Here is a 23,543-nt window from a genome sequence, read left to right on the forward strand (position 1 = left end):
ACCTCCCGGCGGCGGCCGCGGGAGCCCGTGGCACCGCCGGGCCGCGGACGACCGGAGGCACCCCCCGGGTTCCCGAGGCACCGGGGGAGCCAGCCGCACCGCTGCGCCGCACGGGCGGAGAAGCGAACAAGGAGATGCAGTGAGCGTCACGGCAGCCAAGGGATTCACGGCGGCGGGCATCGCCGCCGGGATCAAGCAGAAAGGCACCCCGGACCTGGCCCTCGTGGTCAACGACGGGCCCCGCCGGGCCGCCGCGGGGGTCTTCACCTCCAACCGCGTGAAGGCCGCCCCGGTGCTCTGGTCCGAGCAGGTCGTCAGGGGCGGCCAGGTCTCGGCCGTCGTCCTCAACTCGGGCGGCGCCAACGCCTGCACGGGCCCGCAGGGCTTCCAGGACACGCACGCCACCGCCGAGAAGGCGGCCGAGGCCCTCGGCCGGGGCGCCGTCGAGGTGGCCGTCTGCTCCACCGGCCTGATCGGCGTGCTGCTGCCCATGGACAAGCTCCTGCCGGGCGTCGAGGCCGCCGCCGCCCAGCTCTCCGAGCACGGCGGCGAGAAGGCCGCCATCGCCATCAAGACCACCGACACCGTGCACAAGACGTCCGTGGTCACCGGGGCGGGGTGGACCGTCGGCGGCATGGCCAAGGGCGCCGGCATGCTCGCCCCCGGCCTCGCCACCATGCTGGTCGTCCTCACCACGGACGCCGTCGCCGACGACGGAACACTGGACCGGGCGCTGCGCGCCGCCACCCGGGTCACCTTCGACCGGGTCGACTCCGACGGCTGCATGTCCACCAACGACACCGTGCTGCTGCTCGCCTCCGGCGCCTCCGGCGTCACCCCGGAGTACGCCGAGTTCGCCGAGGCCGTACGGCAGGTCTGCGACGACCTCGGCCGGCAGCTCATCCAGGACGCCGAGGGCGCCAGCAAGGACATCAAGGTCGAGGTGGTGGGCGCCGCCACCGAGGACGACGCCGTCGAGGTGGGCCGCTCCATCGCCCGCAACAACCTCCTCAAGTGCGCCATCCACGGCGAGGACCCCAACTGGGGCCGCGTCCTGTCCGCCATCGGCACGACCGCCGCCGCCTTCGAACCCGACCGGCTCAACGTCGCCATCAACGGCGTCTGGGTGTGCAAGAACGGCGGCGTCGGCGAGGACCGCGACCTGGTCGACATGCGCTACCGAGAGGTGCACATCGTGGCGGACCTCGCGGCGGGAACCGAGACCGCCACGATCTGGACCAACGATCTGACCGCCGAATACGTCCACGAGAACAGCGCCTACAGCTCATGAGCAACGGAACCACGCGTAAACACAACGCGCTGCCCAAGGCCCGGATCCTCGTCGAGGCACTGCCCTGGCTGACCCGGCACCACGGAAAGACCGTCGTCATCAAGTTCGGCGGGAACGCCATGGTGGACGAGGAGTTGAAGGCCGCGTTCGCCCAGGACGTGGTGTTCCTGCGGCACGCCGGCCTCAAACCGGTCGTGGTGCACGGCGGCGGCCCGCAGATCAGCGCCGCGCTCGACCGGCACGGCATCGTCAGCGAGTTCAAGGCCGGCCTCAGGGTCACCACCGAGGACGCCATGGACGTCGTACGCATGGTGCTCGCCGGGCAGGTGCAGCGCGAGCTGGTGGGGCTGCTCAACCAGCACGGGCCGCTCGCCGTGGGCCTGACCGGCGAGGACGCGCACACCATGACCGCCACCAAACACCTGCCCGAGATCGACGGCGAACCGGTCGACATCGGACGGGTGGGCGAGATCACCGCGATCGACACGGGCGCGATCGAGGCCCTGCTCGCCGACGGCCGCATCCCGGTCGTCTCCTCCATCGCCCGCAGCCAGGACGACGGACACGTCTACAACGTCAACGCGGACACGGCCGCGGCGGCGCTCGCCGCGGCCCTGGGCGCCGAAACCCTCATGGTCCTCACGGACGTCGAGGGCCTCTACGAGGACTGGCCGCACTCCGACGAGGTGATCAGCCGCCTCACCGCTTCCCAACTGGAGAAGCTGCTGCCGGAGTTGTCCTCCGGCATGGTGCCGAAGATGCAGGGCTGCCTGCACGCCGTGCGGGGCGGGGTGCGCACCGCCCGGGTCATCGACGGCCGGGTCCAGCACTCGATCCTGCTGGAGATCTTCACCGACGAGGGCATCGGCACGATGGTCGTGCCCGACGAGCAGGAGGGGGACGCCTCATGACGGGCAATCAGGAACTGACCGCGCGGTGGCAGGGCGCGCTCATGAACAACTACGGCACCCCCCGGCTGCCGCTGGTGCGCGGCGCCGGCACGAAGCTGTGGGACGCCGACGGCACGGAGTACCTCGACTTCGTGGGCGGCATCGCGGTCAACGCGCTCGGCCACGCCCACCCGGCCGTCGTCGAGGCCGTGAGCCGGCAGATCGCCTCCCTCGGCCATGTCTCCAACCTGTTCATCGCCGAGCCGCCCGTCGCCCTCGCCGAACGGCTCCTCCAGCTCTTCGGCCGCGACGGCAGGGTGTACTTCTGCAACTCCGGCGCCGAGGCCAACGAGGGCGCCTTCAAGATCGGCCGGCGCACCGGGCGGACCCACATGGTCGCCACCGAGGGCGGCTTCCACGGCCGCACCATGGGCGCCCTCGCGCTCACCGGCCAGCCCGGCAAGCAGGAGCCGTTCCGGCCGCTGCCCGGCGACGTCACCCATGTGCCCTACGGCGACGCGCAGGCGCTGGCCGCCGCGGTCACCGAGGAGACCGCCCTCGTCGTCATCGAGCCCATCCAGGGCGAGAACGGCGTCGTGGTCCCGCCCGCCGGCTATCTGAAGGCGGCCCGCGCGATCACCGCGGCCACCGGCTCGCTGCTGGTCCTGGACGAGGTGCAGACCGGCGTCGGCCGCACCGGGAACTGGTTCGAGTACCAGGCCCACGAGGGCGTCCTGCCGGACGTCGTCACCCTCGCCAAGGGCCTCGGCGGCGGGCTGCCGCTGGGCGCCACGGTCGCCTTCGGCCGCGCCGCCGACCTGCTCGGGCCCGGCCAGCACGGGACGACCTTCGGCGGCAACCCGGTCGCCTGCGCCGCGGGGCTCGCCGTCCTCGACACGATCGCGAACGACGGGTTGCTGGAGAACGTCAAGCGGCAGAGCGAGCGGTTGCGGGACGGGGCCGAGGCGTTGGGGCATCCGCTGATCGCCCATGTCCGGGGCGCGGGCCTCCTCCTCGGTATCGTGCTCACCGAGCCGCTCGCGCCGCAGGCCCAGCAGGCGGCTCAGGAGGCCGGTTTCCTGGTGAACGCGCCCGCTCCCGACGTCGTACGGCTGATGCCGCCGCTGACCCTCGGCGACGACGAGACGGAGGCGTTCCTCCAGGCGCTGCCCGGCATCCTCGACGCAGTCAACGGGGAAGGACGATCCGGAGAATGAGACGACGATGAGTCAGGAGCAGGACCACGGGCAGGACAACGAGCAGGCCGCCGGGCCCGCCGTGCCGCAGACCCGGACCGCGCGGCACCGCCGGATCGTGGACATCCTCAACCGGCAGCCGGTGCGGTCGCAGAGCCAGCTGGCGAAGCTCCTGTCCGACGACGGGCTGAGCGTCACCCAGGCGACGCTCTCCCGGGACCTGGACGAGCTGAACGCGGTGAAGATCCGCAACACCGACGGCGATCTGATCTACGCGGTGCCGAGCGAGGGCGGGTTCCGCACGCCCCGGGCGCCGCTCGGGGAGTCGGCGAAGGAGGAGCGCATGCGGCGCCTCTCCCAGGAGTTGCTGATCTCCGCGGAGGCCTCGGCCAACCTCGTGGTCCTGCGGACCCCTCCGGGGGCCGCGCAGTTCCTCGCGTCCGCCATCGACCAGGCCGAACTGCACGACATCCTGGGGACGATCGCGGGCGACGACACGGTGCTTCTGATCAGTCGGGGGGCGAGTGGGGGGTCGGCTCTGGCCGCCCACTTGCTGCGGTTGGCGCAGAACAGTCACTGAGGTTTCTCGGCGGGTTGCGCAGTTCCCCGCGCCCCTGGGGGTGGGTTGCTGTGGTTGGTTGGGTGCGGGTTGTGTGTGGCTGGTCGCGCAGTTCCTCGCGCCCCTGGGGGTGGGTTGCTGTGGTTGGTTGGGTGCGGGTTGTGTGTGGCTGGTCGCGCAGTTCCTCGCGCCCCTGGGGGTGGGTTGCTGTGGTTGGTTGGGTGCGGGTTGTGTGTGGCTGGTCGCGCAGTTCCTCGCGCCCCTGGGGGTGGGTTGCTGTGGTTGGTTGGGTGCGGGTTGTGTGTGGCTGGTCGCGCAGTTCCTCGCGCCCCTGGGGGTGGGTTGCTGTGGTTGGTTGGGTGCGGGGTGCGTCCGCGCCCCTCGGCATGCTTTGAGGGCAGGGGGTTGGTCAGCCCAGGCGGGTGGGGAGGCCCTCCGTGCAGCGGACCTCGTCGCCTGCTGTGATGAGTAGGGCCTCCACGTCCGGGAGGGACTCCAGCCAGCTCAGTCCGGCCCGCGAGCCCATCGCGAACGCGGCCGTGGCCCAGCAGTCCGCCCAGGTCAGGCGGGGAGCGATCACGGTCACCGCCACCAGGTCCGTGACCGCCGTACGCCCGGTCCGCGGGTCCACGATGTGTGCCCCGCGCTCCGCCGTCCCGGACGTCGCCACCGCCAGCCGGTCCACCCCGGCCGCCGACACCACCGCCGCCAGCCCACCCGGCCGCAGCGGATCCGCCACCCCGACCCGCCACGGCCGGTGCGGCTCGGGCACGCCGAACATCTGCACGTCGCCGCCGCCGTTCACGCTCACCCCGGTCACCCCGGCCGCGGCGAGCCGCCGCGCGGCCCGCTCGGCGGCCCAGCCCTTGACGATCCCGGTCGGATCCAGCTGCCCCCGGTACCTCGTGCTGAACCACCCGTCGCTCGACCGCTCCGCCTCGGCCGCCAGCTCCAGCACCTCGGCCACCTCGGGATCGCAGTCCGCCACGGTCAGCTCGTCCCGGGCCAGCCGGGAGACCTGGCTGTCCTCCCGGTAGGTGCTGAACACCTCGTCGACCCGGTGCAGTCCGGCGACCGCCTCGTCCAGAGCCGCCCGCACGGTCCCCGGTTCCCCGCCGCGGACGTCGAAGGAGAAGACCGTCCCCATGACCTCCTCCGCGTGCCGCACCGCCGCGGGGGTCTCCGCCGGCTCCGCCACCGCGTCAGCCACCGGTCTGGTCCAGCGCGGACTGGAGCGATTGCTTGTAGCCGTTGCTGGTGTAGGTGGCGCCGGATACGGAGTCGATCTGGGCGCTCTGTGCGGCGACGGCCGCTTGGTTCAGTCTGGGTACGGCGAGTGCTGTCTTCTGGTCGCTGGTGCCGCCCTTGGGTGCCTGCACCGCCTCCGCCTCGGTGATCTTCCCGTCGGTGACCGTGATCCGCACCTGGACCGGCCCGTACGGGGTCTGGGCGGCCTCGCCGGTCAGCGTCCGGGAGGTGGTCTGTGCGGCGCCGGAGGAGGGCGCGGCGGGCGACGCGGGCGCGGAATCCGCCGCCTTCACCTTGTCGAGCGCGGACTGGAGCGACTGCTTGTAGCCGTTGCTGGTGTAGGTGGCGCCGGATACGGAGTCGATCCGGGCGCTCTGTGCGGCGACGGCCGCTTGGTTCAGTCTGGGTACGGCGAGTGCTGTCTTCTGGTCGCTGGTGCCGCCCTTGGGCGCCTGCACCGCCTCCGCCTCGGTGATCCTGCCGCCGCTGACGGTCAGGCGTACCTGCACGGCCCCGTACTGGGTCCGGGCCGCGTCACCGGTCACCGTGCCGGATCCGGCGCCCTGCGCTCCGCCCTGAGGCGACTCCTGCGCCGCCGCCGTCTGCTGGGGCGCCGCGCCCGCCGCCGACGCGGAGGCCGGGTCCGAGGCCGGCTTCAGCGTCAGCAGCAGGACGACTCCGGACACGGTGGCCGCCGTGGCCAGCACGACGCGCCGTATGGGGTGGCTCTTCCGCATCTCTTGTGCGCTCCTGATTTCCCGTCGGGTTCCGCTGAGAGTCCGTCGCTCACATTTCGAACGACTCGTGATGGATGCGCCGGGCGGGTACCCCCGCGCCGCGCAGCGCCTCGTACACCGACTGCGCGAACCCGGGCGGGCCGCACATGAAGACGTCGTGCCGGTCGATGTCGGGGATCTTCCGCCGGAGGTTGTCCGCGGAGATGTCCGGCCGTTCCCCCTCCGGGCTGTTGACCGCGTACATCAGCCGGGCGCCGCGCTCCTCGGCGATCGACGCCAGCTCGTCCCACAGCGCCAGGTCCTGCGTGCTGTTGGCCCGGTACAACAGGGTCAGATCGCCGGCCGCGCCTGGCAGCGTCTCGAACAGCGCCCGCATCGGCGTGATGCCGACGCCGCCCGCGACCAGCAGCACCTTGCCGCGGCTGCGCCGGGACGCGGTGAGCGCGCCGTACGGGCCCTCCGCCCACACCCGGGTGCCCGGCCGCAGCTCGCGCAGCCGGGTGCTGTGGTCGCCGATCGCCTTCACGGTGATCCGCAGCATGTCCGGCCGGGGCGCCGCCGACAGCGAGTACGGGTGCGAGCTGAACCGCATGCCCGGCGCCAGGAACCGCCACCGGAAGAACTGCCCGGCCTCCGCGCCCATCCGGTGCAGCTTCCGTCCGCCGATCAGGACCGAGACGATGCCCGGGGTCTCCTCGATCACCGCCTCGACCCGCATCCGGTGCCGCAGGTTGAGCCGGATCGGGGTGAGGATCCGGTACCAGACCAGCAGCGCGGTCACCGAGCCGTACAGCGCGTACCAGACGGTCTTCGCGGTGGGTTCGACGGCGAAGTCGTTGCCGGTGGTGATCTGGTGCCAGAACGTCAGGAACACCGCCGCGTACGTCAGCAGATGGACGTGGTACCAGGTGTCGTACGGCAGCCTGCGGCGGACCGCGCCGATCGAGGTCAGCCCGATGAGCACGAACAGCCCCGTGCCGATGGCGGCCTTGCCCATGTCGGGCAGCTGGTCGATGGATTCGACGGTCTGCTGGACGATGTCGCCGAGCGACCTGCCCGCCTGCAGCGCGTAGCCCCACATGATGAGGACGACATGGGCGAGGACCAGACAGAGCGTGTAGCGGCCGCTCATCGCGTGCCAGCGGGCCACCCGGTCCGAGCCGACCCGCCGTTCCAGCGCGGGGACCCGGGCCATCTGCAGCACCACCAGCGCCATGAGGTAGCCGGCGAGCAGACCCGTGATCCGGCCCGCGTTGAGGATCTTGCTGGTGTCGTCGGCGATGGACGGGGTGTTGTGCCACCACAGCCACAGCACGCCCACCGCGCCCGCCGCGACGACGAGCAGCAACGGGACGGCCGGGGAGCGGCGCGGGCGGATGCGGCGCATCATCTGGCGGCGGGCGGCACGTCCGCCTGCGAGCGTGGTGGTCACGGTTCCTCCGTCGGGGACAGGACCCTTGACCCACAGATACGCGTCATAGCACCCGAGTGTTCACAGCCCCGCGGAGTCCAGCGCGGACTGGAGCGACTGCCGGTAACCGTCGCTGGTGTAGGTGGCGCCCGACACGGTGTCGATCTGCGCGCTCTGCGCGGCCAGCGCCTCCTGCCGCAGCTGGGGCAGGGCGTAGCCACTGATCTGCTGGTCGCGCGGATTGTCCTGCGGGTACACGACGGCCGTGACGTCGGTGAGCCGGCCGCCCCGCACGGTGACCCGCACCTGGACCGGGCCCCAGCGGGTCTGCACCGAGTCACCCGTGACGGTCCTGTCGCCGGCGGCCGGAGCCGTGGCCGACGCGCTCGCGGCACCGGACGGCGCGGGCACCGGCGCACCGGCCGCCACCGGCGGGTTCGCGTGCGGCTTCAGGGCCAGCAGCAGGACCGTCCCGCAGACGGTCGCGGCGCTCGCCAGTACGACGCGGCGCAGCGGACGGGTCTTCCTCAACGCGTGCACGACGGCCTCACAGCTCGAACGACTCGTGGTGGATACGGCGGTCCGGCACACCCGCGGCCCGCAGCTGCGCGTACACGTCCTCGGCGAAGCCCTGCGGACCGCACAGGTATATGTCGTGCCCGGCGAGCCCCGGGAAGGCGGCGCGCAGCGCCCCGGCGGTCAGCGCCGGGCGTGCGCCGTCGGCCCCGTTGAGGGCGTAGCGCACCGCCGCCCCGCGCCGGCGCGCGATGGCCTCCAACTCGCCGCCCAGGGCGAGGTCCTCGGCCGTCCGCGCCCGGTAGAGCAGCGTCACGTCGCCGGGCAGCGTCTCGAAGAGCGCCCGCAGCGGGGTGATGCCGACGCCGCCCGCGATCAGCAGCGACCTGTGCGCGGTGCGCCGGTCCGCGGTCAGGGAGCCGTACGGACCCTCCGCCCACACCCGGGTGCCCGGCCGCAGCAGCGGCACGGCCGCGCTGTGCCCGCCGAGCGCCTTGACCGTGATCCGCAGCAGGTCCCCGTGCGGCGGCGCCGACAGGGAGTACGGCGTCGACGTCCGGCCCAGGCCCGCCCCGAGGAACCGCCAGCGGAAGAACTGCCCGGGCCGCACGCCCAGTTCGTCCAGCCGCCGGCCGCGCACGACGACGGAGTACACGCCCGGCGCCTCCCGGTGCACCGACTCCACGCGCAGCCGGTGGCGCAGGTTCAGCCGCACCGGCGCGAGGATCCGGTACCAGCCCACCAGGGCCGCGACGCCCAGGTAGAGCGCGTACCAGGCGGCGGTGGCCGCGGGCTTGCCGGCGAAGTCATCGCCCAGCGCCAGCTGGTGGAAGAAGGCGAGGAAGACGGCGGCGTAGGTCAGCAGATGGAGGTAGTACCAGAACTCGTAACTGGTACGGCGGCGCACGGCGCGCGCGGAGGCGACACCCACCGCGCACAGCAGCGCGCCACCGGCGGTCGCCTTCAGCATCTCCGGGTAGTCGAGGACGACGGTGACCGTCTCGCGGACGAGGGAGGCGTGGTCCTGCGCGGCGTACCCGGCCAGGATCAGCACCACGTGCGCGACCAGCAGACAGACCGTGTACCGGCCCGCCATCGCATGCCAGCGCGCCACCCGGTCCGAGCCGATCCGCACCTCCAGCACCGGCACCCGCGCCATCAGTCCCACCAGCACCGCGCAGGCGTACCCGCACAGCAGACCGGCGATCCGCCCGGCCCCGGTCAGCCAGCCCGCCGCGCCGATGACCGAGCCCGTGTCCGTCCACCACAGGGCGATCACGGCCGCCGCGCCGGCCCACAGCAGCGCCAGCAGCGGGAGCGCCGGGGAGCGCCGGGAGGCGGGCGGAGCGGCCCGAGCCGTCCGCCGCTCATGCACCGCGGCCATGATCACGTCCTCTCTCCCGGCGGGCCCGCACCGCGCACCCCCGCCGGAGCCGCCACTGTGCCGCCGGAACCTCTGAACCGCCTCTGAGCGCAGCCGCGCCCGGCGGACTCAGAGGAAGCTCAGAGCGTTCCCGCTCCCCGCCGCCGCCCGGGATGGGTGATGCTGGAGGGCGAGATGACGACCACCCGCTCCGGCCGCCCCGCGCTGACCCGCCCCGACGGGACACCCCTGCGCGTCCTCGTCGTCGACGACGACCCCGACCTCGCCGAGGTGCTCACCGGCGCCCTGCGCTACGAGGGCTGGGAGGTCCGCGCGGCCGGCGACGGCGCCTCGGCGCTCGCGGCGGCCCGCGAGCTGCTGCCCGACGCGGTCGTCCTCGACGTCCTGCTGCCGGACACCGACGGCTTCGCCGTGCTGCGCCGGCTGCACGAGGTGAAGCCCGACGTCTGTGTGCTGTTCCTCACCGCGCGGGACGCCGTGGAGGACCGCATCGCGGGGATCACCGCGGGCGGCGACGACTACGTCACCAAGCCGTTCAGTCTGGAGGAGGTCGTCGCCCGGCTGCGCGGACTGCTGCGGCGCGCGGGCATGGCCCGGCAGCTGGAGGAGGGCCCGCGGCTGGTCGTGGGCGACCTGGTCATGGACGAGGAGGCCCGTGAGGTGACCCGGGCCGGCGAGCTGATCGAGCTGTCCCCCACCGAGTTCGAGCTGTTGCGCTTCCTGATGCGCAATCCGCGCCGGGTGCTCAGCAAGGCGCAGATCCTCGACCGGGTGTGGTCCTACGACTTCGGCGGCCAGGCCCACGTGGTCGAGCTGTACATCTCGTATCTGCGCAAGAAGCTCGACGCGGGCCGCGCGCCGATGATCCACACCGTGCGCGGGGCCGGCTATCTGCTCAAGCCGGTGCTCGTATGAAGCCGGTGCTGCGGCGTGCGGCGCGGGGGCTGCGGCGGCTGCCGTGGCCGCGTACGCTGCGGGCCCGGCTCAGCGCCGGACTGGTCGTGCTGCTCGCCGTCAGCTGCGCCGCCGTGGGGGTGGCCGCCGTCGTCGAGCTCGACGGCTTTCTCACCCGCCGGCTCGACCAGCAGCTGGCCGACGTCGGGAGCCGGCTCCCGGCCAGCCTGGAGCACCAGGTGCCGAAGCCGAGCGACCACGACGGCGACGAGCACGGCGACACCCGGCGCCAGGTGACCGGCACGTTCGGCGCCCGGCTGGTCGGCGTCCGGGTCACCGACGCGGCCGTCGTGCCGTCCGGCAGCGCCGCCGCCAATCTGCGCGACGTCACCCTGTCCGCCGCGGACGGGGCGCGGCTCGCCGCCCTGCCGGCCGACGGCCGGGCCCGCACCGTGGCCCTGGAGTCGCTGCACGCCTCCTACCGGGCCGCCGCCTACCGGGGCAAGGACGGCGATGTGCTGATCACCGGGCTGCCGCTGGAGCCGGTGGAGGCCGCGGTGCGCCGGCTCGAACTGGTCGCCGGGATCGTCTTCGGCGTCGCCCTGGTGATCGCCGGTGTGGCCGGCGCGCTCTGGGTGCGCTGGTCGCTGCGCCCGCTGAACCGGGTCGCCGCGACCGCCACCCGGGTCAGCGAGCTGCCGCTGGCCAGCGGGGACGTCGTCCTGCCGGCGCGGGCCCCGGCGGCCGACCCGCGTGGCGAGGTGGGGCAGGTGGCCGCCGCGTTCAACCGGATGCTCGGGCACGTCGAGAACGCGCTGACCAAGCGGCAGGCGAGCGAGGAACGGCTGCGCGGCTTCGCCGCCGACGCCAGCCACGAGCTGCGCACCCCGGTCGCCTCGGTGCGCGGCCACGCCGAACTCGCCCTGCTGCATCCCGGACCGGTGCCTTTGCAGGTGACGCGGGCCCTGGAGCGGATCGCCGCCGAGTCCGCCCGCATGGGCGAGATGGTCGACGAGATGCTGCTGCTCGCCCGGCTGGATGCCGGACGCCCGCTGGAGCGCCGCTCCGTCGACCTCACCCGGCTCGTCCTGGACGCCGTCACGGACGCCCGGGCGGCGGGCCCCGGCCACGGCTGGGCGCTGGAGCTGCCCGAGGAGCCGGTGACGGTGACCGGCGACGCCCACCGCCTGCAACAGGTGCTGGCCAACCTGCTGGCCAACGCGCGGTCGCACACGCCCGCAGGCACGAAGGTGACGGTGTCCCTGGAGACCGACGGCGACACCGTCCGGCTGGACGTCCACGACACCGGGCCGGGCGTCCCCGAGGAGATCCGGCCCGGCGTCTTCGAACGCTTCACCCGCGCCGAGCACCGCCGCCGCACGGAGGCCGCGGGCGGCGGGGCCGGACTGGGGCTCTCGATCGTGGCGGCGGTGACGGAGGCACACGGGGGAGAGGTGAGCCTGAAGAGCCACCCGGGCACCACAACATTCACAGTGCGCCTCCCCACGCCCCCCACCCCACGCTGAGCACACGGCCAGAGCCTGGCTTTGTGCGGCCGGGGCCCCGTGCGCGATCTGAGCCCGTGCCTGTGCGTCCGGAACTCGCCTGTCCGCGGCTGGAGCCTGGCCCTGTGCAGCCGGACCCCCGTGCGCGTCCGGAACCCGTGTCTGCGCGGGCGGAGCCTGGCCCTGCGTGCCCGGGTTCCACCTGTCTGCGACCCGAGCCCGTCCCTGTGCGACCCGAGTCCATCCCCGTGCGGCCGGAGTCCTGCCGTGTGCGGCCCGGGCCCGTCCCTCCCCGGCCGGAGCTTGCCCCTCCGCGGCCGGAGTTCGCCCCTGTGCACGGCCTGAGTCCGTTCCGGGGCGGTCGGAGTCCAGTCCTGGGTGGGCCGTGTGCGGTGTCAGTAGTGGGTGATCGCCGTGGGACCACCCTTCGTGCCGATCGCGATGTGTGGTCGTGCCGTTGGGTTTGCCCAGCGCAGGATCCGGCGCATCGCGTCGGCCGGTACCGACACGCAACCCGCCGTCGCGCCGGACCCGTTGACATGCAGGAAGATCCCGGCACCGCGGCCCCGCACCGGGCGGTGGTAGTTGAAGCCGATGACAAGCGCGTGCGCGTACTGGGTGCGGTACCCGATCAGGCGCTCCGACTCGGCGGCGCGGCAGTCGGCCGCCCGGGGCTCGGTCCAGCGGTTGTAGGACCGGGACGCGGTGTCCTGGCACCACCAGGAGTCCCGGTGCACCGGCCGGTAGCGGACCGCCGTGCCCCGCGGTGCCGGCCGCACACCGAAGGCGAACGGCAGGTCGTACAGCCCGGCCGGGGTCGTGTTCGTGCCCTGCTTGCGCGCGGTGCCCTCGACGAGTCCCTTCGCACCGAACCGGGCCGGTGCCGAACCGGCCCGCACCCACCGCCCGCCCCGCCGGTCCCACCAGATGACGGTGCCCGACGTCGCGCCGGCCCGCGGCGCCTCGGCGGTGATCAGCTGGCGGCCGCCCCCGGTGTCGGCCAGCCGGGCCGGCAACGGGGGCGGGGCGGCGGTGGCGGGTGCCGTACCGAGCATGAGGACGGACGCGGACACGAGGGCGACGACGACACCGGGGCGCATGGCTCAGACGGTAGACGGCGGCAGCGGCAACGGCAGTCCCGGCAGGCCGTCCAGGCTCGTCGCGACATGCTCCTTCTTGGTGAAGTAGTCGTTCAGCGAGGCGTCGTCCTCGCGCGCGAAGCGCCGCTCGTGCAGGTCCCGGTCCGCCTCGTACGCCATGAAGGGAACCGCGTATCCGCAGGTGTCCCGGACGAGTTCGGCGCGGACGACGATGATCGCGCGCAGCCCGTGCGGGCCCGGGTCGATGCCGGGGAAGTGGGTGAGGAGGTCGCCGAAGCGCGGGTCGTCGCGGAAGACCGGCTCGCCCCGACCGTGCACCCGGACGATGTTCGGCGGGCCCTGGAAGGCGCACCACATCAGCGTGATGCGGCCGTTCTCCCGCAGGTGGGCGATCGTCTCGGCATTGGAGCCGGCGAAGTCGAGATAGGCGACGGTGTGTTCGTCGAGCACCGCGAAGGAGCCCTTGAGCCCCTTGGGGGAGAGGTTGACGGTGCCGTCGCCGGAGAGGGGGGCGGTGGCGGTGAAGAAGAGGGGCTGTTCCTCGATGAACGTGCGGAGCCTGCCGTCGATGCGCTCATAGGTCTTTCCCATGTCCGCCGAGTATCGCCGCAATCCCCTCCGCCGTCGAAGAGGAATTCGGCCGCCGGACAGAAGCCGCCCGTCATCGGCGGAAGCCGGATCCGGTGGGGGCGGATCCGGCCTCCGCCGTCCGCCGTGGCCGCCCCGGCCGGCGCTGACACGGGGCGGTCACGGCTGCCTGTCACCTCACGGAGTGAGTGTGCAGGCGGCCAGGGAGTCGAGACCGGCCGGCTTCTCCGCCGTGCGCCCGATGGAGATGGCGATGCGGTCGATGGTCGAGGTCCGTTTGTCCTTGAGGGGGCCGAGGATGGCGTTGTCGACGAAGTTGGGTCCGCCTTGGCCGACGGTGTCGGTGAGGCGCTTGTTGGCTTCCTGGATCTGGGTCTGGAGGAGGGTGAGGTTGCGTTCGACCTCGGCCTGGGCGGAGGCGGGGACCGCGGGGAGTTGCGAGGCGACGTCGGGGCAGCTGATCGCGCCCGCGGTGGCCCCGGTGCCGTCGGCCGGCTGCTGCGTGCCCCCGGCACCTTCCGCACCGGTGTCACCCGCCCCGGTGTCACCCGCCCCGGCGTCTCCTGCTCCGGCGTCGCCCGCCCCGGCCTCTCCCGTGCCCCCGGCACCCGTGTCGGCGCCGCCCGCGTCGAGCGAGCACGGTGCGAGCGCTTCGAGCCCGGTCGGCCTCTCCGCCGTACGGCCGATCGCCGTCGCGATGCGGTTGACGGTCGCCACCCGCTTGTCCTCGAGGGGGCCGAGGATGGCGTTGTCGACGAAGTTGGGTCCGCCTTGGCCGACGGTGTCGGTGAGGCGCTTGTTCGCTTCCTGGATCTGGGTCTGGAGGAGGGTGAGGTTGCGCTCGACCTCGGCCTGGGCGGAGGCGGGGACCGCGGGCAGCTGCGAGGCGACGTCGGGGCAGCTGATCGTTCCCGGTGCCGCGAGGGTACGAGCGTCGGTGCCGCCCTGGGAGGTCTCCCCGGCGAGCGCGGAGCCGGCGATCACCGCGCCGGACAGCACCACGGCGGCGGCGCCGCCGATCACGGCCACGCGGCGCCTGTTGTACTTCGGAAGAGCCCTGGACATGGGGATGCCTCACTTGGGTCAGAGGTGGGTTCACGGACGCGGCGCCTACGTCGCTGAGGAGTACGGGTAAGCGATTTCGAGCGTTCAACGCACCGCCGATTCCCTTGCAGATTGACGAATCATGCAGAGTGCTGCATACTCATGCATATCAGCCAGTGCACTGTGAGGAGAAACCCGTGACCGAGCGCGTCGTACTCGCCTACTCAGGCGGTCTGGACACCTCTGTCGCCATCGGCTGGATCGCCGAGGAGACGGGCGCCGAGGTCATCGCCGTTGCGGTCGACGTCGGCCAGGGCGGCGAGGACCTGGACGTCATCCGCAAGCGCGCCCTCGCGTGCGGCGCCGTCGAGGCCGAGGTCGCGGACGCCAAGGACGAGTTCGCCGAGGAGTACTGCCTCCCGGCGATCAAGGCCAACGCCCTGTACATGGACCGCTACCCGCTGGTCTCCGCGCTCTCCCGCCCGACCATCGTCAAGCACCTGGTCGCCGCCGCCAAGAAGCACGGCGCCACCACCGTCGCCCACGGCTGCACCGGCAAGGGCAACGACCAGGTCCGCTTCGAGGCCGGCATCGTCGCCCTCGCCCCCGACCTCAAGTGCATCGCCCCGGTCCGTGACTACGCGATGACCCGCGACAAGGCGATCGCCTTCTGCGAGCAGAAGCAGCTCCCGATCGCCACCACCAAGAAGTCCCCGTACTCCATCGACCAGAACGTCTTCGGGCGTGCCGTCGAGACGGGCTTCCTGGAGGACATCTGGAACGCCCCGATCGAGGACATCTACGAGTACACCTCCAACCCGGCCGAGCCCCGCGAGGCCGACGAGGTGGTCATCACCTTCAAGGAGGGTGTCCCGGTCGCCATCGACGGCAAGCCCGTCACCGTCCTTCAGGCCATCCAGCAGCTCAACGAGCGCGCCGGCGCCCAGGGCATCGGCCGGATCGACATGGTCGAGGACCGGCTCGTGGGCATCAAGTCCCGCGAGGTGTACGAGGCTCCGGGCGCGCTCGCCCTGATCACCGCCCACCAGGAGCTGGAGAACGTCACCGTCGAGCGCGAACTGGCCCGCTACAAGCGGCAGGTCGAGCAGCGCTGGGGCGAACTGGTCTACGACGGCCAGTGGTTCTCCCCGCTCAAGCGCGCCCTGGACGGCTTCGTCAACGAGGCCAACCAGAGCGTCTCCGGCGACATCCGGATGACCCTGCACGGCGGCCGCGCGGTGGTCAACGGCCGGCGCTCCGACCAGTCGCTGTACGACTTCAACCTCGCCACCTACGACACGGGCGACACGTTCGACCAGTCCGCGGCCAAGGGCTTCATCGACATCTACAGCCTGTCGGCGAAGATCGCCGCCAAGCGCGACCTGGCGTGACCGCCCTGCGGCGGTCACCCGCACCGGCCTGACAACCGCCTCCCCGTTCACGTCCGAGCGGGGAGGCGGCGGCACCTCCGTATCTTTCCTAGGAGCAACGCAAGTGAGCAGCAACAGCGGTGACGTACGGCTCTGGGGCGGCCGGTTCGCGGACGGTCCCGCCGAGGCCCTGGCGAAGCTGTCCGCGTCCGTCCACTTCGACTGGCGGCTCGCCCCCTACGACATCGCCGGTTCGCGGGCCCACGCGCGCGTGCTGCACAAGGCGGGGCTTCTCACCGACGACGAACTGACCCGGATGATCGCCGGCCTCGACCGGCTGGAGGCGGACGTGGCGGACGGCTCCTTCGTCGGCACCGTCGCCGACGAGGACGTCCACACCGCCCTGGAGCGCGGCCTGCTGGAGCGGCTCGGCCCGGACCTCGGCGGCAAGCTCCGCGCGGGCCGCTCGCGCAACGACCAGGTCGCCACGCTCTTCCGGATGTACCTGCGCGACCACGCCCGGACCATCGGCGGCCTGATCGCCGATCTGCAGGACGCGCTGATCGGCCTCGCCGAGGCCCACCCGGACGTGGCGATGCCCGGCCGCACCCACCTCCAGCACGCCCAGCCGGTGCTCTTCGCCCACCACGTCCTCGCACACGTCCAGTCGCTGTCCCGGGACGCCGAGCGGCTGCGCCAGTGGGACGAGCGGACGGCCGTGTCGCCGTACGGCTCGGGGGCCCTGGCGGGCTCGTCGCTCGGCCTGGACCCGGAGGCGGTGGCGAAGGACCTGGGCTTCGAGCACGGCAGCGTCGGCAACTCCATCGACGGCACGGCCTCCCGTGACTTCGTGGCCGAGTTCGCGTTCATCACCGCGATGATCGGGATCGACCTCTCCCGGATCGCGGAGGAGGTCATCATCTGGAACACGAAGGAGTTCTCCTTCGTGACGCTGCACGACGCGTTCTCCACGGGCTCGTCGATCATGCCGCAGAAGAAGAACCCGGACATCGCCGAGCTGGCCCGCGGCAAGTCCGGCCGGCTGATCGGCAACCTGACCGGGCTCCTGGCCACCCTCAAGGCGCTCCCGCTGGCGTACAACCGTGACCTCCAGGAGGACAAGGAGCCGGTCTTCGACTCCTGCGACCAGCTCGAAGTCCTCCTGCCCGCCTTCACTGGCATGATGGCCACCCTCACGGTCCACCGCGAGCGCATGGAAGAACTGGCCCCGGCCGGTTTCTCGCTCGCCACGGACATCGCCGAGTGGCTGGTGAAGCAGGGCGTGCCCTTCCGGGTCGCGCACGAGGTGGCCGGCGAGTGCGTGAAGGCCGCCGAGGCCGAGGGCAAGGAGCTGGACGAGCTGACGGACGAGCAGTTCGCGAAGATCTCCGCCCATCTCGGCCCCGAGGTGCGCTCCGTCCTCAATGTCCCCGGCGCCCTCGCCTCCCGCAACGGCCGCGGCGGCACGGCCCCGAGCGCGGTCGCGGTCCAGCTGACGGAGGTCAAGACGAACGTGGCGGCGCAGCACGCATGGGCAGGCGCCAAAACGCCCCGCTAGGGCCCGCCCTCCGGGCGGACGACGGACTCTGACGACAGGACCTGGGGGCGCGGGGAACTGCGCGACAAGCCACGACGTCGCCGCACACGCCAACGCACCGCACGAACCGTGCTCCGAGGCGAAGGTCATCAAGGGTTACGTTGGTCGCAAGGCCGTACCGGAGCCGACCGAACGGAGCCCGCGATGCCCTTCGCCCGACTGGCGACAGCAACGACCCCGACCTGCCACATCGGCCTGGGCCTGGCGGCCGTCGGCCGCCCCGGCTACATCAACCTGGGCCGGGAGCACGACCTGGGCGAGGACCGCAGTGTCGAGACGCTGCGCACCCGCACCCACGAACTCCTCGACGCCGCCTACGCCCAGGGCGTGCGCTATGTCGACGTGGCCCGCTCCTACGGCCGTTCCGAGGAGTTCCTCGCCGACTGGCTGCGCGCCCGCCCGGACGCCGCCGACGTGGTCGTCGGCAGCAAGTGGGGCTACACCTACACCGCGGGCTGGTCCACCGACGCGGAGCAGCACGAGGTCAAGGACCACAGCCTGCGGACCTACGAGCGTCAGCGCGCCGAGACGGACGAGCTGCTCGGCGACCGGCTCGACCTCTACCAGATCCACTCGGTGACCCCGGACAGCCCGGCCCTCACCGACAAGGAGCTGCACGCGAAACTCGCCGAGGCCGCCGCCGGGGGCCTGACCATCGGCTTCTCCACCAGCGGCCCGGCCCAGGCCGACACGGTCCGCGCCGCCCTCGCCGTCACCGTCGACGGCGCGCCCCTCTTCCGTACCGTCCAGTCGACGTACAACGTCCTGGAGACCTCCGCCGGGCCGGCGCTCGCCGAGGCGCACGACGCCGGGCTCACGGTGATCGTGAAGGAGGGCATGGCCAACGGGCGGCTGTCCGCCCCGCAGGCGCCGGACGCGCTGCGGGCGGTGGCCGAGGAGACGTCCCTGGGGTGCGACGCGGTCGCCCTCGCGGTGATCCTGCACCGGCCGTGGGCGGGCGTCGTCCTGTCCGGCGCCGCGACCACCGGCCAGCTCGCCTCCAATCTGCACGCCGCCGCCGTGGACCTGGACGAGGAGCAGCTGGCCCGGCTCGCGCCGCTCGCCGAGGAGCCGGCCGCGTACTGGGAGCGGCGCGGGCAGCTGCCCTGGCACTGAGCCACCCGCCGATCGACGGCCACTGATACCCCCATGCCTACCGTGAGACAAAAATGTCTCACATGGTCTATCGTTGTCTCATGGCTCTGGATCGTGACCATGTGCTGCGCAGCGCAGCCGCCCTGCTGACCCGTAAATCCACCGCGACCATGGACGAGGTCGCCAAGGCCGCCGGGATCAGCAGGGCCACCCTGCACCGCCACTTCGCCGGGCGCGACGCGCTCGTACGGGCGCTGGAGTCGCTCGGCATCGAGGAGTGCGTGGCCGCGCTGGACGCCGCCCGTCCGGACGAGGGCCCGGCGGGCGAGGCGGTACGGCGGCTGGTGCGCGAGTTCGAACCCGTCGCCGGCCTGCTGGCCTTCCTCTACACCGAGAACCAGCTGTTCGAGGGCGAGGAACAGAACGCGGGCTGGACCCGGATCGACGAACGCATCGCGGCCCTGTTCCGCAGAGGCCAGGAGGCGGGCGAGTTCCGCATCGATCTGACCCCCGCCTGGCTCACCGAGGCGCTGTACGGCCTGCTGGCCTCCGCCGCCTGGGCGGTCACCGAAGGCCGCGTCGCCCCCAAGGACTTCACCCACATGATCGTCGAGCTGCTGCTCGGCGGCGCAGTACGGAGAGCGGAATCATGAGCAGCACCCTGCGGTCGGCCCCGGTGACGGAGACGGAGAAGGGTCCGGGCCGCTGGGTCGCGCTCGCCGTCCTCGTGCTGGCCGTGCTGCTGGTGGCCGTCGACGCGACCGTCCTCGGCCTCGCGACCCCCTTCATCAGCGAGGATCTCAGGCCCTCAGGCAACCAGCTGCTGTGGATCGGCGACGTGTACTCGTTCGTCATCGCCGGTCTGCTGGTCTCCATGGGCAGCCTCGGCGACCGCATCGGCCGCAAGCGGATCCTGCTCGTCGGCGCCACGGCGTTCGGCGCGGTCTCCGTGCTCAACGCCTACGCCACCACCCCCGAGCTGATGATCCTGGCGCGGGCGCTGCTCGGAGTCGCGGGCGCGACCCTGATGCCCGCCACGCTCGCCCTGATCCGCAACCTCTTCAACGACCCGCGCGAGCGCAGCCTCGCCGTCGGCATCTGGGGCGCGACGGCCTCCGCCGGTACGGCCGTCGGTCCGATCGTGGGCGGTTTCCTGCTGGAGCACTTCTGGTGGGGTTCGGTCTTCCTCATCAACCTGCCGGTGATGGCGGTGCTCGTCCTCGTCGGCGCCCGGACCCTGCCCGAGTCCCGCAATCCGCACCCCGGCCCGTGGGACCTGGTCAGCGTCGCCCTGTCGCTGGTCGGCATGATCGGTGTCGTCTACGCGATCAAGGAGACCGCCTCGCACGGCTTCGCCCCGGCCACCCTCGGCGTCGGCCTGCTGGGCGCGGCGGCGCTGTACGGCTTCGTGCGCCGCCAGTTCACGCTGCCCGTCCCGCTGCTGGACATGCGGCTGTTCCGGCGGGGCGGGTTCAGCGGCGCGGTCCTCGCCGACCTGCTCACCGTGCTGGGCATGTCCGGGCTGGTCTTCTTCCTCTCCCAGTATCTGCAACTCGTCCAGGGCATGCGCCCCTTCGAGGCGGGGCTGGCCGAACTGCCCGCCGCGATCGGCGCGGTGGCGGCCGGTCTGGTCGCGGGCCGCGCGGCGCGCCGCTTCTCGGTGCGGGCCGTGGTCTCCGGCGGCCTCGCCGCGGTGGGCCTGGCGCTCGCCGCGCTGACGATGCTGAGCCGGACGACGGGGTATCCGCTGCTCGGCGCGGCGCTGCTGGTGGTCGGCGTGGGTGCGGGCTTCTCCTTCACCGTGACCGCCGACGTGATCCTCTCCAGTGTGCCCAAGGACCAGGCGGGCTCCGCCTCCGCGGTCTCCGAGACGGCGTACGAACTCGGCGCCGCCCTGGGCATCGCCCTGCTGGGCTCGATCGTGACGGGCGTCTACCGGGACTTCACGGGCCCGGCGGGCACACCGGCCGCGGCCCATGAGTCACTGGGCGGCGCGGTGGAGTCGGCGTCGGCCCTGCCGGCCCCCACCGCGGAAGCCCTGCTGAACGCGGCCCGCGACTCCTTCGTCCACGGCCTCCACCTGGCATCCGGCGCAGGAGCAGCAGTCCTCCTGACCGCAGCAGCAGCATCATGGTTCCTACTCAAAAACCAATCCCTGCAAGACACCCCGTAGAACCTGGAGGTGCCGGCAGGGCAACACACCCAGGGGCGCGGGGAACTGCGCGCCAAGCCACAACGCACCCGCACCCGAACAACCGCCAAACCGCCGGAGGTGTCAGGCGACCTTCGCCTTAGTGGCGTACATGTCCACATACTCCTGCCCGGACAACCGCATGACCTCCGTCATCACGGAATCCGTCACGGCCCGCAGCACATACCGATCCCGGTCCATCCCCTCGTACCGGGAGAACTCCATCGCCTCACCGAAGCGCACGGTCACCCGGCCCGGCCGCGGAAACCCCCGCCCACCCGGCTGCAACTTGTCCGTGCCGATCATCGCGAACGGCACCACCGGCGCGCCCGTCATCAGCGTGAGGCGGGCGATGCCGGTACGGCCGCGGTAGAGCCGCCCGTCGGGCGACCGCGTGCCTTCGGGGTAGATGCCGAAGATCTTCCCCTCCTCCAGGATCCGCCGCCCGGTCATCAGCGCGGCCACGCCCCCGCTCGCCCCGTCCCGGTCCACCGGGATCATGCCGACGCCGGTGAAGAACCAGGCCATCAGGCGGCCCTTGAACCCCTTGCCGGTGACGTACTCGTCCTTGCCGATGAAGAACACCTGCCGCTTGGACACCAGCGGCAGCACGATCGAGTCGATGAACGTGAGGTGGTTGCCCGCCAAGATGACCGGACCGTCCGCCGGGATGTGCTCCGCGCCCTCCACCTGGGGGCGGAACATCAGGCGCATGATCGGTCCGAGCACTGCCTTGATGAGCGCGAAGCGGGACAACGGGTCCTCCGATGTCGAGGGGCGGTATGAGTCTGTGCAGGTGAGGACGATACTCGCGGCCCGGGGGGAAGCGCACATCGAGCGCGTCCGGTTCACCGATGTCTTACTCACTATTGACGCAGGTTTACCTGCGCAGGCGTACCGGGGCCGCCGCGTCACACGGACGCCACGGTGTGACGGACATCGCCCGGTCACCCGCCCGACGCCCGCCCGTCCCGCGCGCGCCGCCCCGGACCCGCCGTCACCCCGTGCTTCGCGTGCGACATCTGACAGCACCCGCTTGTTGGGAACGGAGTCTCCCGTCCGTCATGTCCACGACCCTACGATCGGCCCGCATCGACGAAGACAGACGAAGACACCGGCCGGGGCGCCCGGTGGGGGCGTCGGAAACGGCGGCCGGACGGCAGGAAGGCCTTCATGGACAGGCACGAGTCGAACGAGCAGCAGCAGGGAACCGGACGGCGGGCGCTCCTCGGCGCCGCGGTGCTGGGCGCCGGCGGAGCGGTCCTCGGACTGCCCGGCGCCGCGCGGGCCACGGAGTCCCGGCCGACCGGACAGCGCGGCGGCCTGAAGAGCCTGCCCGTGCCGACGATCATCGGCCACCGGGGTGCCAGCGGCTACCGCCCCGAGCACACCTTCGGCTCCTACCAGCTGGCTCTCGACATGGGCGCCGACATCGTCGAGGCCGGTGACCTGGTGCCGACCAAGGACGGTCACCTGGTGTGCCGGCACGAGCCGGAGATCGGCGGCACCACCGATGTCGCGGACCACCCCGAGTTCGCGTCCCGCAGGACCACCAAGGTCCTCGACGGCGTTTCCGTCACCGGCTGGTTCACCGAGGACTTCACGCTCGCCGAGCTGAAGACCCTGCGCGCCATCGAGCGCATCCCGGCCAACCGCCCGCACAACAACCTCTACAACGGGCGCTGGGAGATCCCCACGCTCGAAGAGGTCCTGAAGTGGCAGGACGAGCAGACCCGCAGGCGCGGCAAGCAGGTCTGGATCTACCCGGAGACCAAGCACCCCACGTACTTCCGCAAGCTCGGCCTGGGTCTGGAGGAGCGGGTCGCCAAGCTGCTGCGCAAGTACGGCAAGGACAAGCGGAACTCGCCGGTCATCCTGCAGTCCTTCGAGCCGGGCAGCATCCAGCGGCTGAACAAGCTGGTGGACAACCCGCTGGTCGTCCTGCTCTCCTCGGCCGGCAGCCGCCCCTGGGACTTCGTCGAGGCGGGCGACCCGCGCACCGTCGCCGACCTCGTCACGCCCAAGGGCCTGCGGGAGCTCGCCGGTTACGCGCAGGGCATCGGCCCGACCCTCGACCTGGTCATCGCGAAGAAGGCCGACGGCAGCCTGGGCGCGCCGACCACCCTCGTCGCGGACGCGCACAAGGTGGGGCTGATCCTGCACCCCTACACGATGCGCAACGAGAACCCCTTCCTGCCGGCGGAGTTCCGCAAGGGCACCGACGCGGACGCCTACGGAGACGCCTTCGGCGCGTTCAAGGCGTACTTCGCGACCGGCATCGACGGCGTGTTCACGGACAACGCGGACACCGGTCTGCTCGCCCGCGAGGACTTCGTCAACGGCTGAGTCAACGGCTGAGCACCCGGCGTCCGTTCGGGTACTTCCCCGGCCGCCCCGGCAACCCGCGCCGGGGCGGCCACGTCGTTGCGCATATGACGCACGACCTAGTTGCCGCTCTGCGCCCGCTGCTCACCGCGGAGGCGGGCGCCGAGGCGCATGCCGCGGGAGCCGAACCCGCCGATCTGGAGCAGGAGGTCTGGCTGCGCCTCCTGGAACACCTGGCCACCGCAGGACCGCCGGCCGACCCGCAGGGCTGGCTGCGCCGGGCGGTCCGCGCCGAGGCCCGGCGCAGCCGACGCCGGGCCCGCGCCGAGCTGCCGTACGAGACCGAGCCCGCCGACGACGGGGGCCGCGGACCCGAACAGGCCGTGCTCACCGCGGCGCGGCACCGGGCGCTGCGTGACGCGGTGAGCAGACTGCCCGGCCGCTGCCCGCGGCTGCTGGAGGCGCTGCTGTCCCCGAAGGACCTCACCTATCGGGAGATCGCGCGGGAGTTGGGTATCTCACAGGGCAGTCTCGGGCCGGAACGTTCCAGATGTCTGGGATGTCTGCGTCGATTGCTGACGGCGGAGGTTGCGGCCCGCTGA

Annotated in this window: 22 protein-coding genes; 13 read left to right on the plus strand and 9 right to left on the minus strand. The window is 72.3% G+C overall.

Translation table 11 applies throughout. The annotated features are described in order from the left end of the window. The first annotated feature begins 139 nt into the window (after positions 1–139). The 4 genes from argJ to CTZ28_RS06725 are packed head-to-tail and all read left to right on the plus strand — an operon-like array spanning position 140 to position 3,957. A complete protein-coding gene (argJ, locus tag CTZ28_RS06710; RefSeq protein WP_121888304.1) occupies positions 140–1,291 on the plus strand; it encodes a bifunctional glutamate N-acetyltransferase/amino-acid acetyltransferase ArgJ in 1,152 nt (383 codons plus the stop codon). Then, positions 1,288–2,202 carry an acetylglutamate kinase gene (argB, locus tag CTZ28_RS06715; RefSeq protein ID WP_121888305.1) on the plus strand — a complete coding sequence of 305 codons (915 nt, stop codon included), beginning with the start codon at positions 1,288–1,290 and terminating at the stop codon, positions 2,200–2,202. The genes argJ and argB overlap by 4 nt, the downstream gene beginning before the upstream one ends. Continuing rightward, positions 2,199–3,398 (plus strand): acetylornithine transaminase, encoded by a 1,200-nt coding sequence (locus CTZ28_RS06720; protein ID WP_121888306.1) that lies wholly within the window; start codon positions 2,199–2,201, stop codon positions 3,396–3,398. The genes argB and CTZ28_RS06720 overlap by 4 nt, the downstream gene beginning before the upstream one ends. A 7-nt stretch (positions 3,399–3,405) precedes the next feature. Then, the gene (locus tag CTZ28_RS06725) at positions 3,406–3,957 is read left to right on the plus strand and encodes an arginine repressor (RefSeq protein WP_121888307.1); all 552 of its coding nucleotides are present in this window, start codon (positions 3,406–3,408) and stop codon (positions 3,955–3,957) included. Between the two features lie 388 nt (positions 3,958–4,345). Here CTZ28_RS06725 and CTZ28_RS06730 read toward each other — a convergent pair whose 3' ends face one another. From CTZ28_RS06730 to CTZ28_RS06750, 5 genes are read right to left on the minus strand one after another with little or no spacing between them, the layout of a single operon-like run. Further along, the gene (locus CTZ28_RS06730; RefSeq protein ID WP_121888510.1) at positions 4,346–5,134 is read right to left on the minus strand and encodes an FAD:protein FMN transferase; all 789 of its coding nucleotides are present in this window, start codon (positions 5,132–5,134) and stop codon (positions 4,346–4,348) included. Between the two features lie 4 nt (positions 5,135–5,138). Beyond that, entirely contained in the window at positions 5,139–5,921 is a 783-nt protein-coding gene (locus CTZ28_RS06735; RefSeq protein WP_183154284.1) for an FMN-binding protein, read from the minus strand. Positions 5,922–5,970: 49 nt separating this feature from the next. After that, positions 5,971–7,353 carry a ferredoxin reductase family protein gene (locus tag CTZ28_RS06740; RefSeq protein WP_183154285.1) on the minus strand — a complete coding sequence of 461 codons (1,383 nt, stop codon included), beginning with the start codon at positions 7,351–7,353 and terminating at the stop codon, positions 5,971–5,973. A 60-nt stretch (positions 7,354–7,413) separates the two neighbouring features. Next, entirely contained in the window at positions 7,414–7,872 is a 459-nt protein-coding gene (locus CTZ28_RS06745; RefSeq protein WP_121888308.1) for an FMN-binding protein, read from the minus strand. A 7-nt stretch (positions 7,873–7,879) separates the two neighbouring features. Next, positions 7,880–9,232: a ferredoxin reductase family protein gene (locus tag CTZ28_RS06750; protein WP_121888309.1), complete on the minus strand. Its 1,353-nt coding sequence runs from the start codon at positions 9,230–9,232 to the stop codon at positions 7,880–7,882. Positions 9,233–9,406: 174 nt separating this feature from the next. On the opposite strand from CTZ28_RS06750, the gene CTZ28_RS06755 reads away from it, so the two are divergent. Together CTZ28_RS06755 and CTZ28_RS06760 are read left to right on the plus strand one after the other, a co-directional pair. Next, a complete protein-coding gene (locus CTZ28_RS06755) occupies positions 9,407–10,147 on the plus strand; it encodes a response regulator transcription factor (RefSeq protein WP_121888513.1) in 741 nt (246 codons plus the stop codon). Next, positions 10,144–11,652 carry a sensor histidine kinase gene (locus CTZ28_RS06760; protein ID WP_121888310.1) on the plus strand — a complete coding sequence of 503 codons (1,509 nt, stop codon included), beginning with the start codon at positions 10,144–10,146 and terminating at the stop codon, positions 11,650–11,652. Before CTZ28_RS06755 ends, CTZ28_RS06760 begins: the two co-directional genes overlap by 4 nt. 374 nt (positions 11,653–12,026) lie before the next feature. Here CTZ28_RS06760 and CTZ28_RS06765 read toward each other — a convergent pair whose 3' ends face one another. From CTZ28_RS06765 to CTZ28_RS06775, 3 genes are all read right to left on the minus strand, one after another. Further along, a complete protein-coding gene (locus CTZ28_RS06765) occupies positions 12,027–12,731 on the minus strand; it encodes a L,D-transpeptidase family protein (RefSeq protein WP_121888311.1) in 705 nt (234 codons plus the stop codon). Positions 12,732–12,734: 3 nt separating this feature from the next. Then, positions 12,735–13,322 (minus strand): pyridoxamine 5'-phosphate oxidase family protein, encoded by a 588-nt coding sequence (locus CTZ28_RS06770; RefSeq protein WP_121888312.1) that lies wholly within the window; start codon positions 13,320–13,322, stop codon positions 12,735–12,737. A gap of 174 nt (positions 13,323–13,496) precedes the next feature. Further along, entirely contained in the window at positions 13,497–14,384 is an 888-nt protein-coding gene (locus tag CTZ28_RS06775) for a hypothetical protein (protein WP_121888313.1), read from the minus strand. A gap of 176 nt (positions 14,385–14,560) precedes the next feature. On the opposite strand from CTZ28_RS06775, the gene CTZ28_RS06780 reads away from it, so the two are divergent. The 5 genes from CTZ28_RS06780 to CTZ28_RS06800 all read left to right on the plus strand — a co-directional run bounded on the left by CTZ28_RS06780 (position 14,561) and on the right by CTZ28_RS06800 (position 20,598). Next, positions 14,561–15,754 carry an argininosuccinate synthase gene (locus tag CTZ28_RS06780; RefSeq protein WP_121888314.1) on the plus strand — a complete coding sequence of 398 codons (1,194 nt, stop codon included), beginning with the start codon at positions 14,561–14,563 and terminating at the stop codon, positions 15,752–15,754. Positions 15,755–15,857: 103 nt separating this feature from the next. Then, positions 15,858–17,291 carry an argininosuccinate lyase gene (argH, locus tag CTZ28_RS06785; RefSeq protein WP_121888315.1) on the plus strand — a complete coding sequence of 478 codons (1,434 nt, stop codon included), beginning with the start codon at positions 15,858–15,860 and terminating at the stop codon, positions 17,289–17,291. A gap of 183 nt (positions 17,292–17,474) precedes the next feature. Then, a complete protein-coding gene (locus CTZ28_RS06790; RefSeq protein WP_121888316.1) occupies positions 17,475–18,446 on the plus strand; it encodes an aldo/keto reductase in 972 nt (323 codons plus the stop codon). A gap of 80 nt (positions 18,447–18,526) precedes the next feature. Continuing rightward, positions 18,527–19,078, plus strand: a complete 552-nt coding sequence (locus tag CTZ28_RS06795; protein WP_220795310.1) for a TetR/AcrR family transcriptional regulator — start codon at positions 18,527–18,529, stop codon at positions 19,076–19,078. Further along, entirely contained in the window at positions 19,075–20,598 is a 1,524-nt protein-coding gene (locus tag CTZ28_RS06800) for an MFS transporter (protein ID WP_121888318.1), read from the plus strand. Before CTZ28_RS06795 ends, CTZ28_RS06800 begins: the two co-directional genes overlap by 4 nt. 102 nt (positions 20,599–20,700) lie before the next feature. Here the strand turns inward: CTZ28_RS06800 and CTZ28_RS06805 are convergent, their stop codons facing one another. Beyond that, positions 20,701–21,372: a lysophospholipid acyltransferase family protein gene (locus CTZ28_RS06805; protein WP_121888319.1), complete on the minus strand. Its 672-nt coding sequence runs from the start codon at positions 21,370–21,372 to the stop codon at positions 20,701–20,703. A gap of 417 nt (positions 21,373–21,789) precedes the next feature. Here CTZ28_RS06805 and CTZ28_RS06810 point away from each other — a divergent pair, with 417 nt between their 5' ends. Together CTZ28_RS06810 and CTZ28_RS06815 are read left to right on the plus strand one after the other, a co-directional pair. Continuing rightward, positions 21,790–22,962, plus strand: coding sequence for a glycerophosphodiester phosphodiesterase (locus CTZ28_RS06810; protein ID WP_121888320.1), 1,173 nt, complete (start codon positions 21,790–21,792; stop codon positions 22,960–22,962). An 86-nt stretch (positions 22,963–23,048) separates the two neighbouring features. Continuing rightward, on the plus strand, positions 23,049–23,543 hold the full coding sequence (locus CTZ28_RS06815; protein ID WP_121888321.1) for an RNA polymerase sigma factor: 495 nt from the start codon (positions 23,049–23,051) through the stop codon (positions 23,541–23,543).

The organism is Streptomyces shenzhenensis (assembly GCF_003688995.1).
Taxonomy (GTDB): domain Bacteria; phylum Actinomycetota; class Actinomycetes; order Streptomycetales; family Streptomycetaceae; genus Streptomyces; species Streptomyces shenzhenensis_A.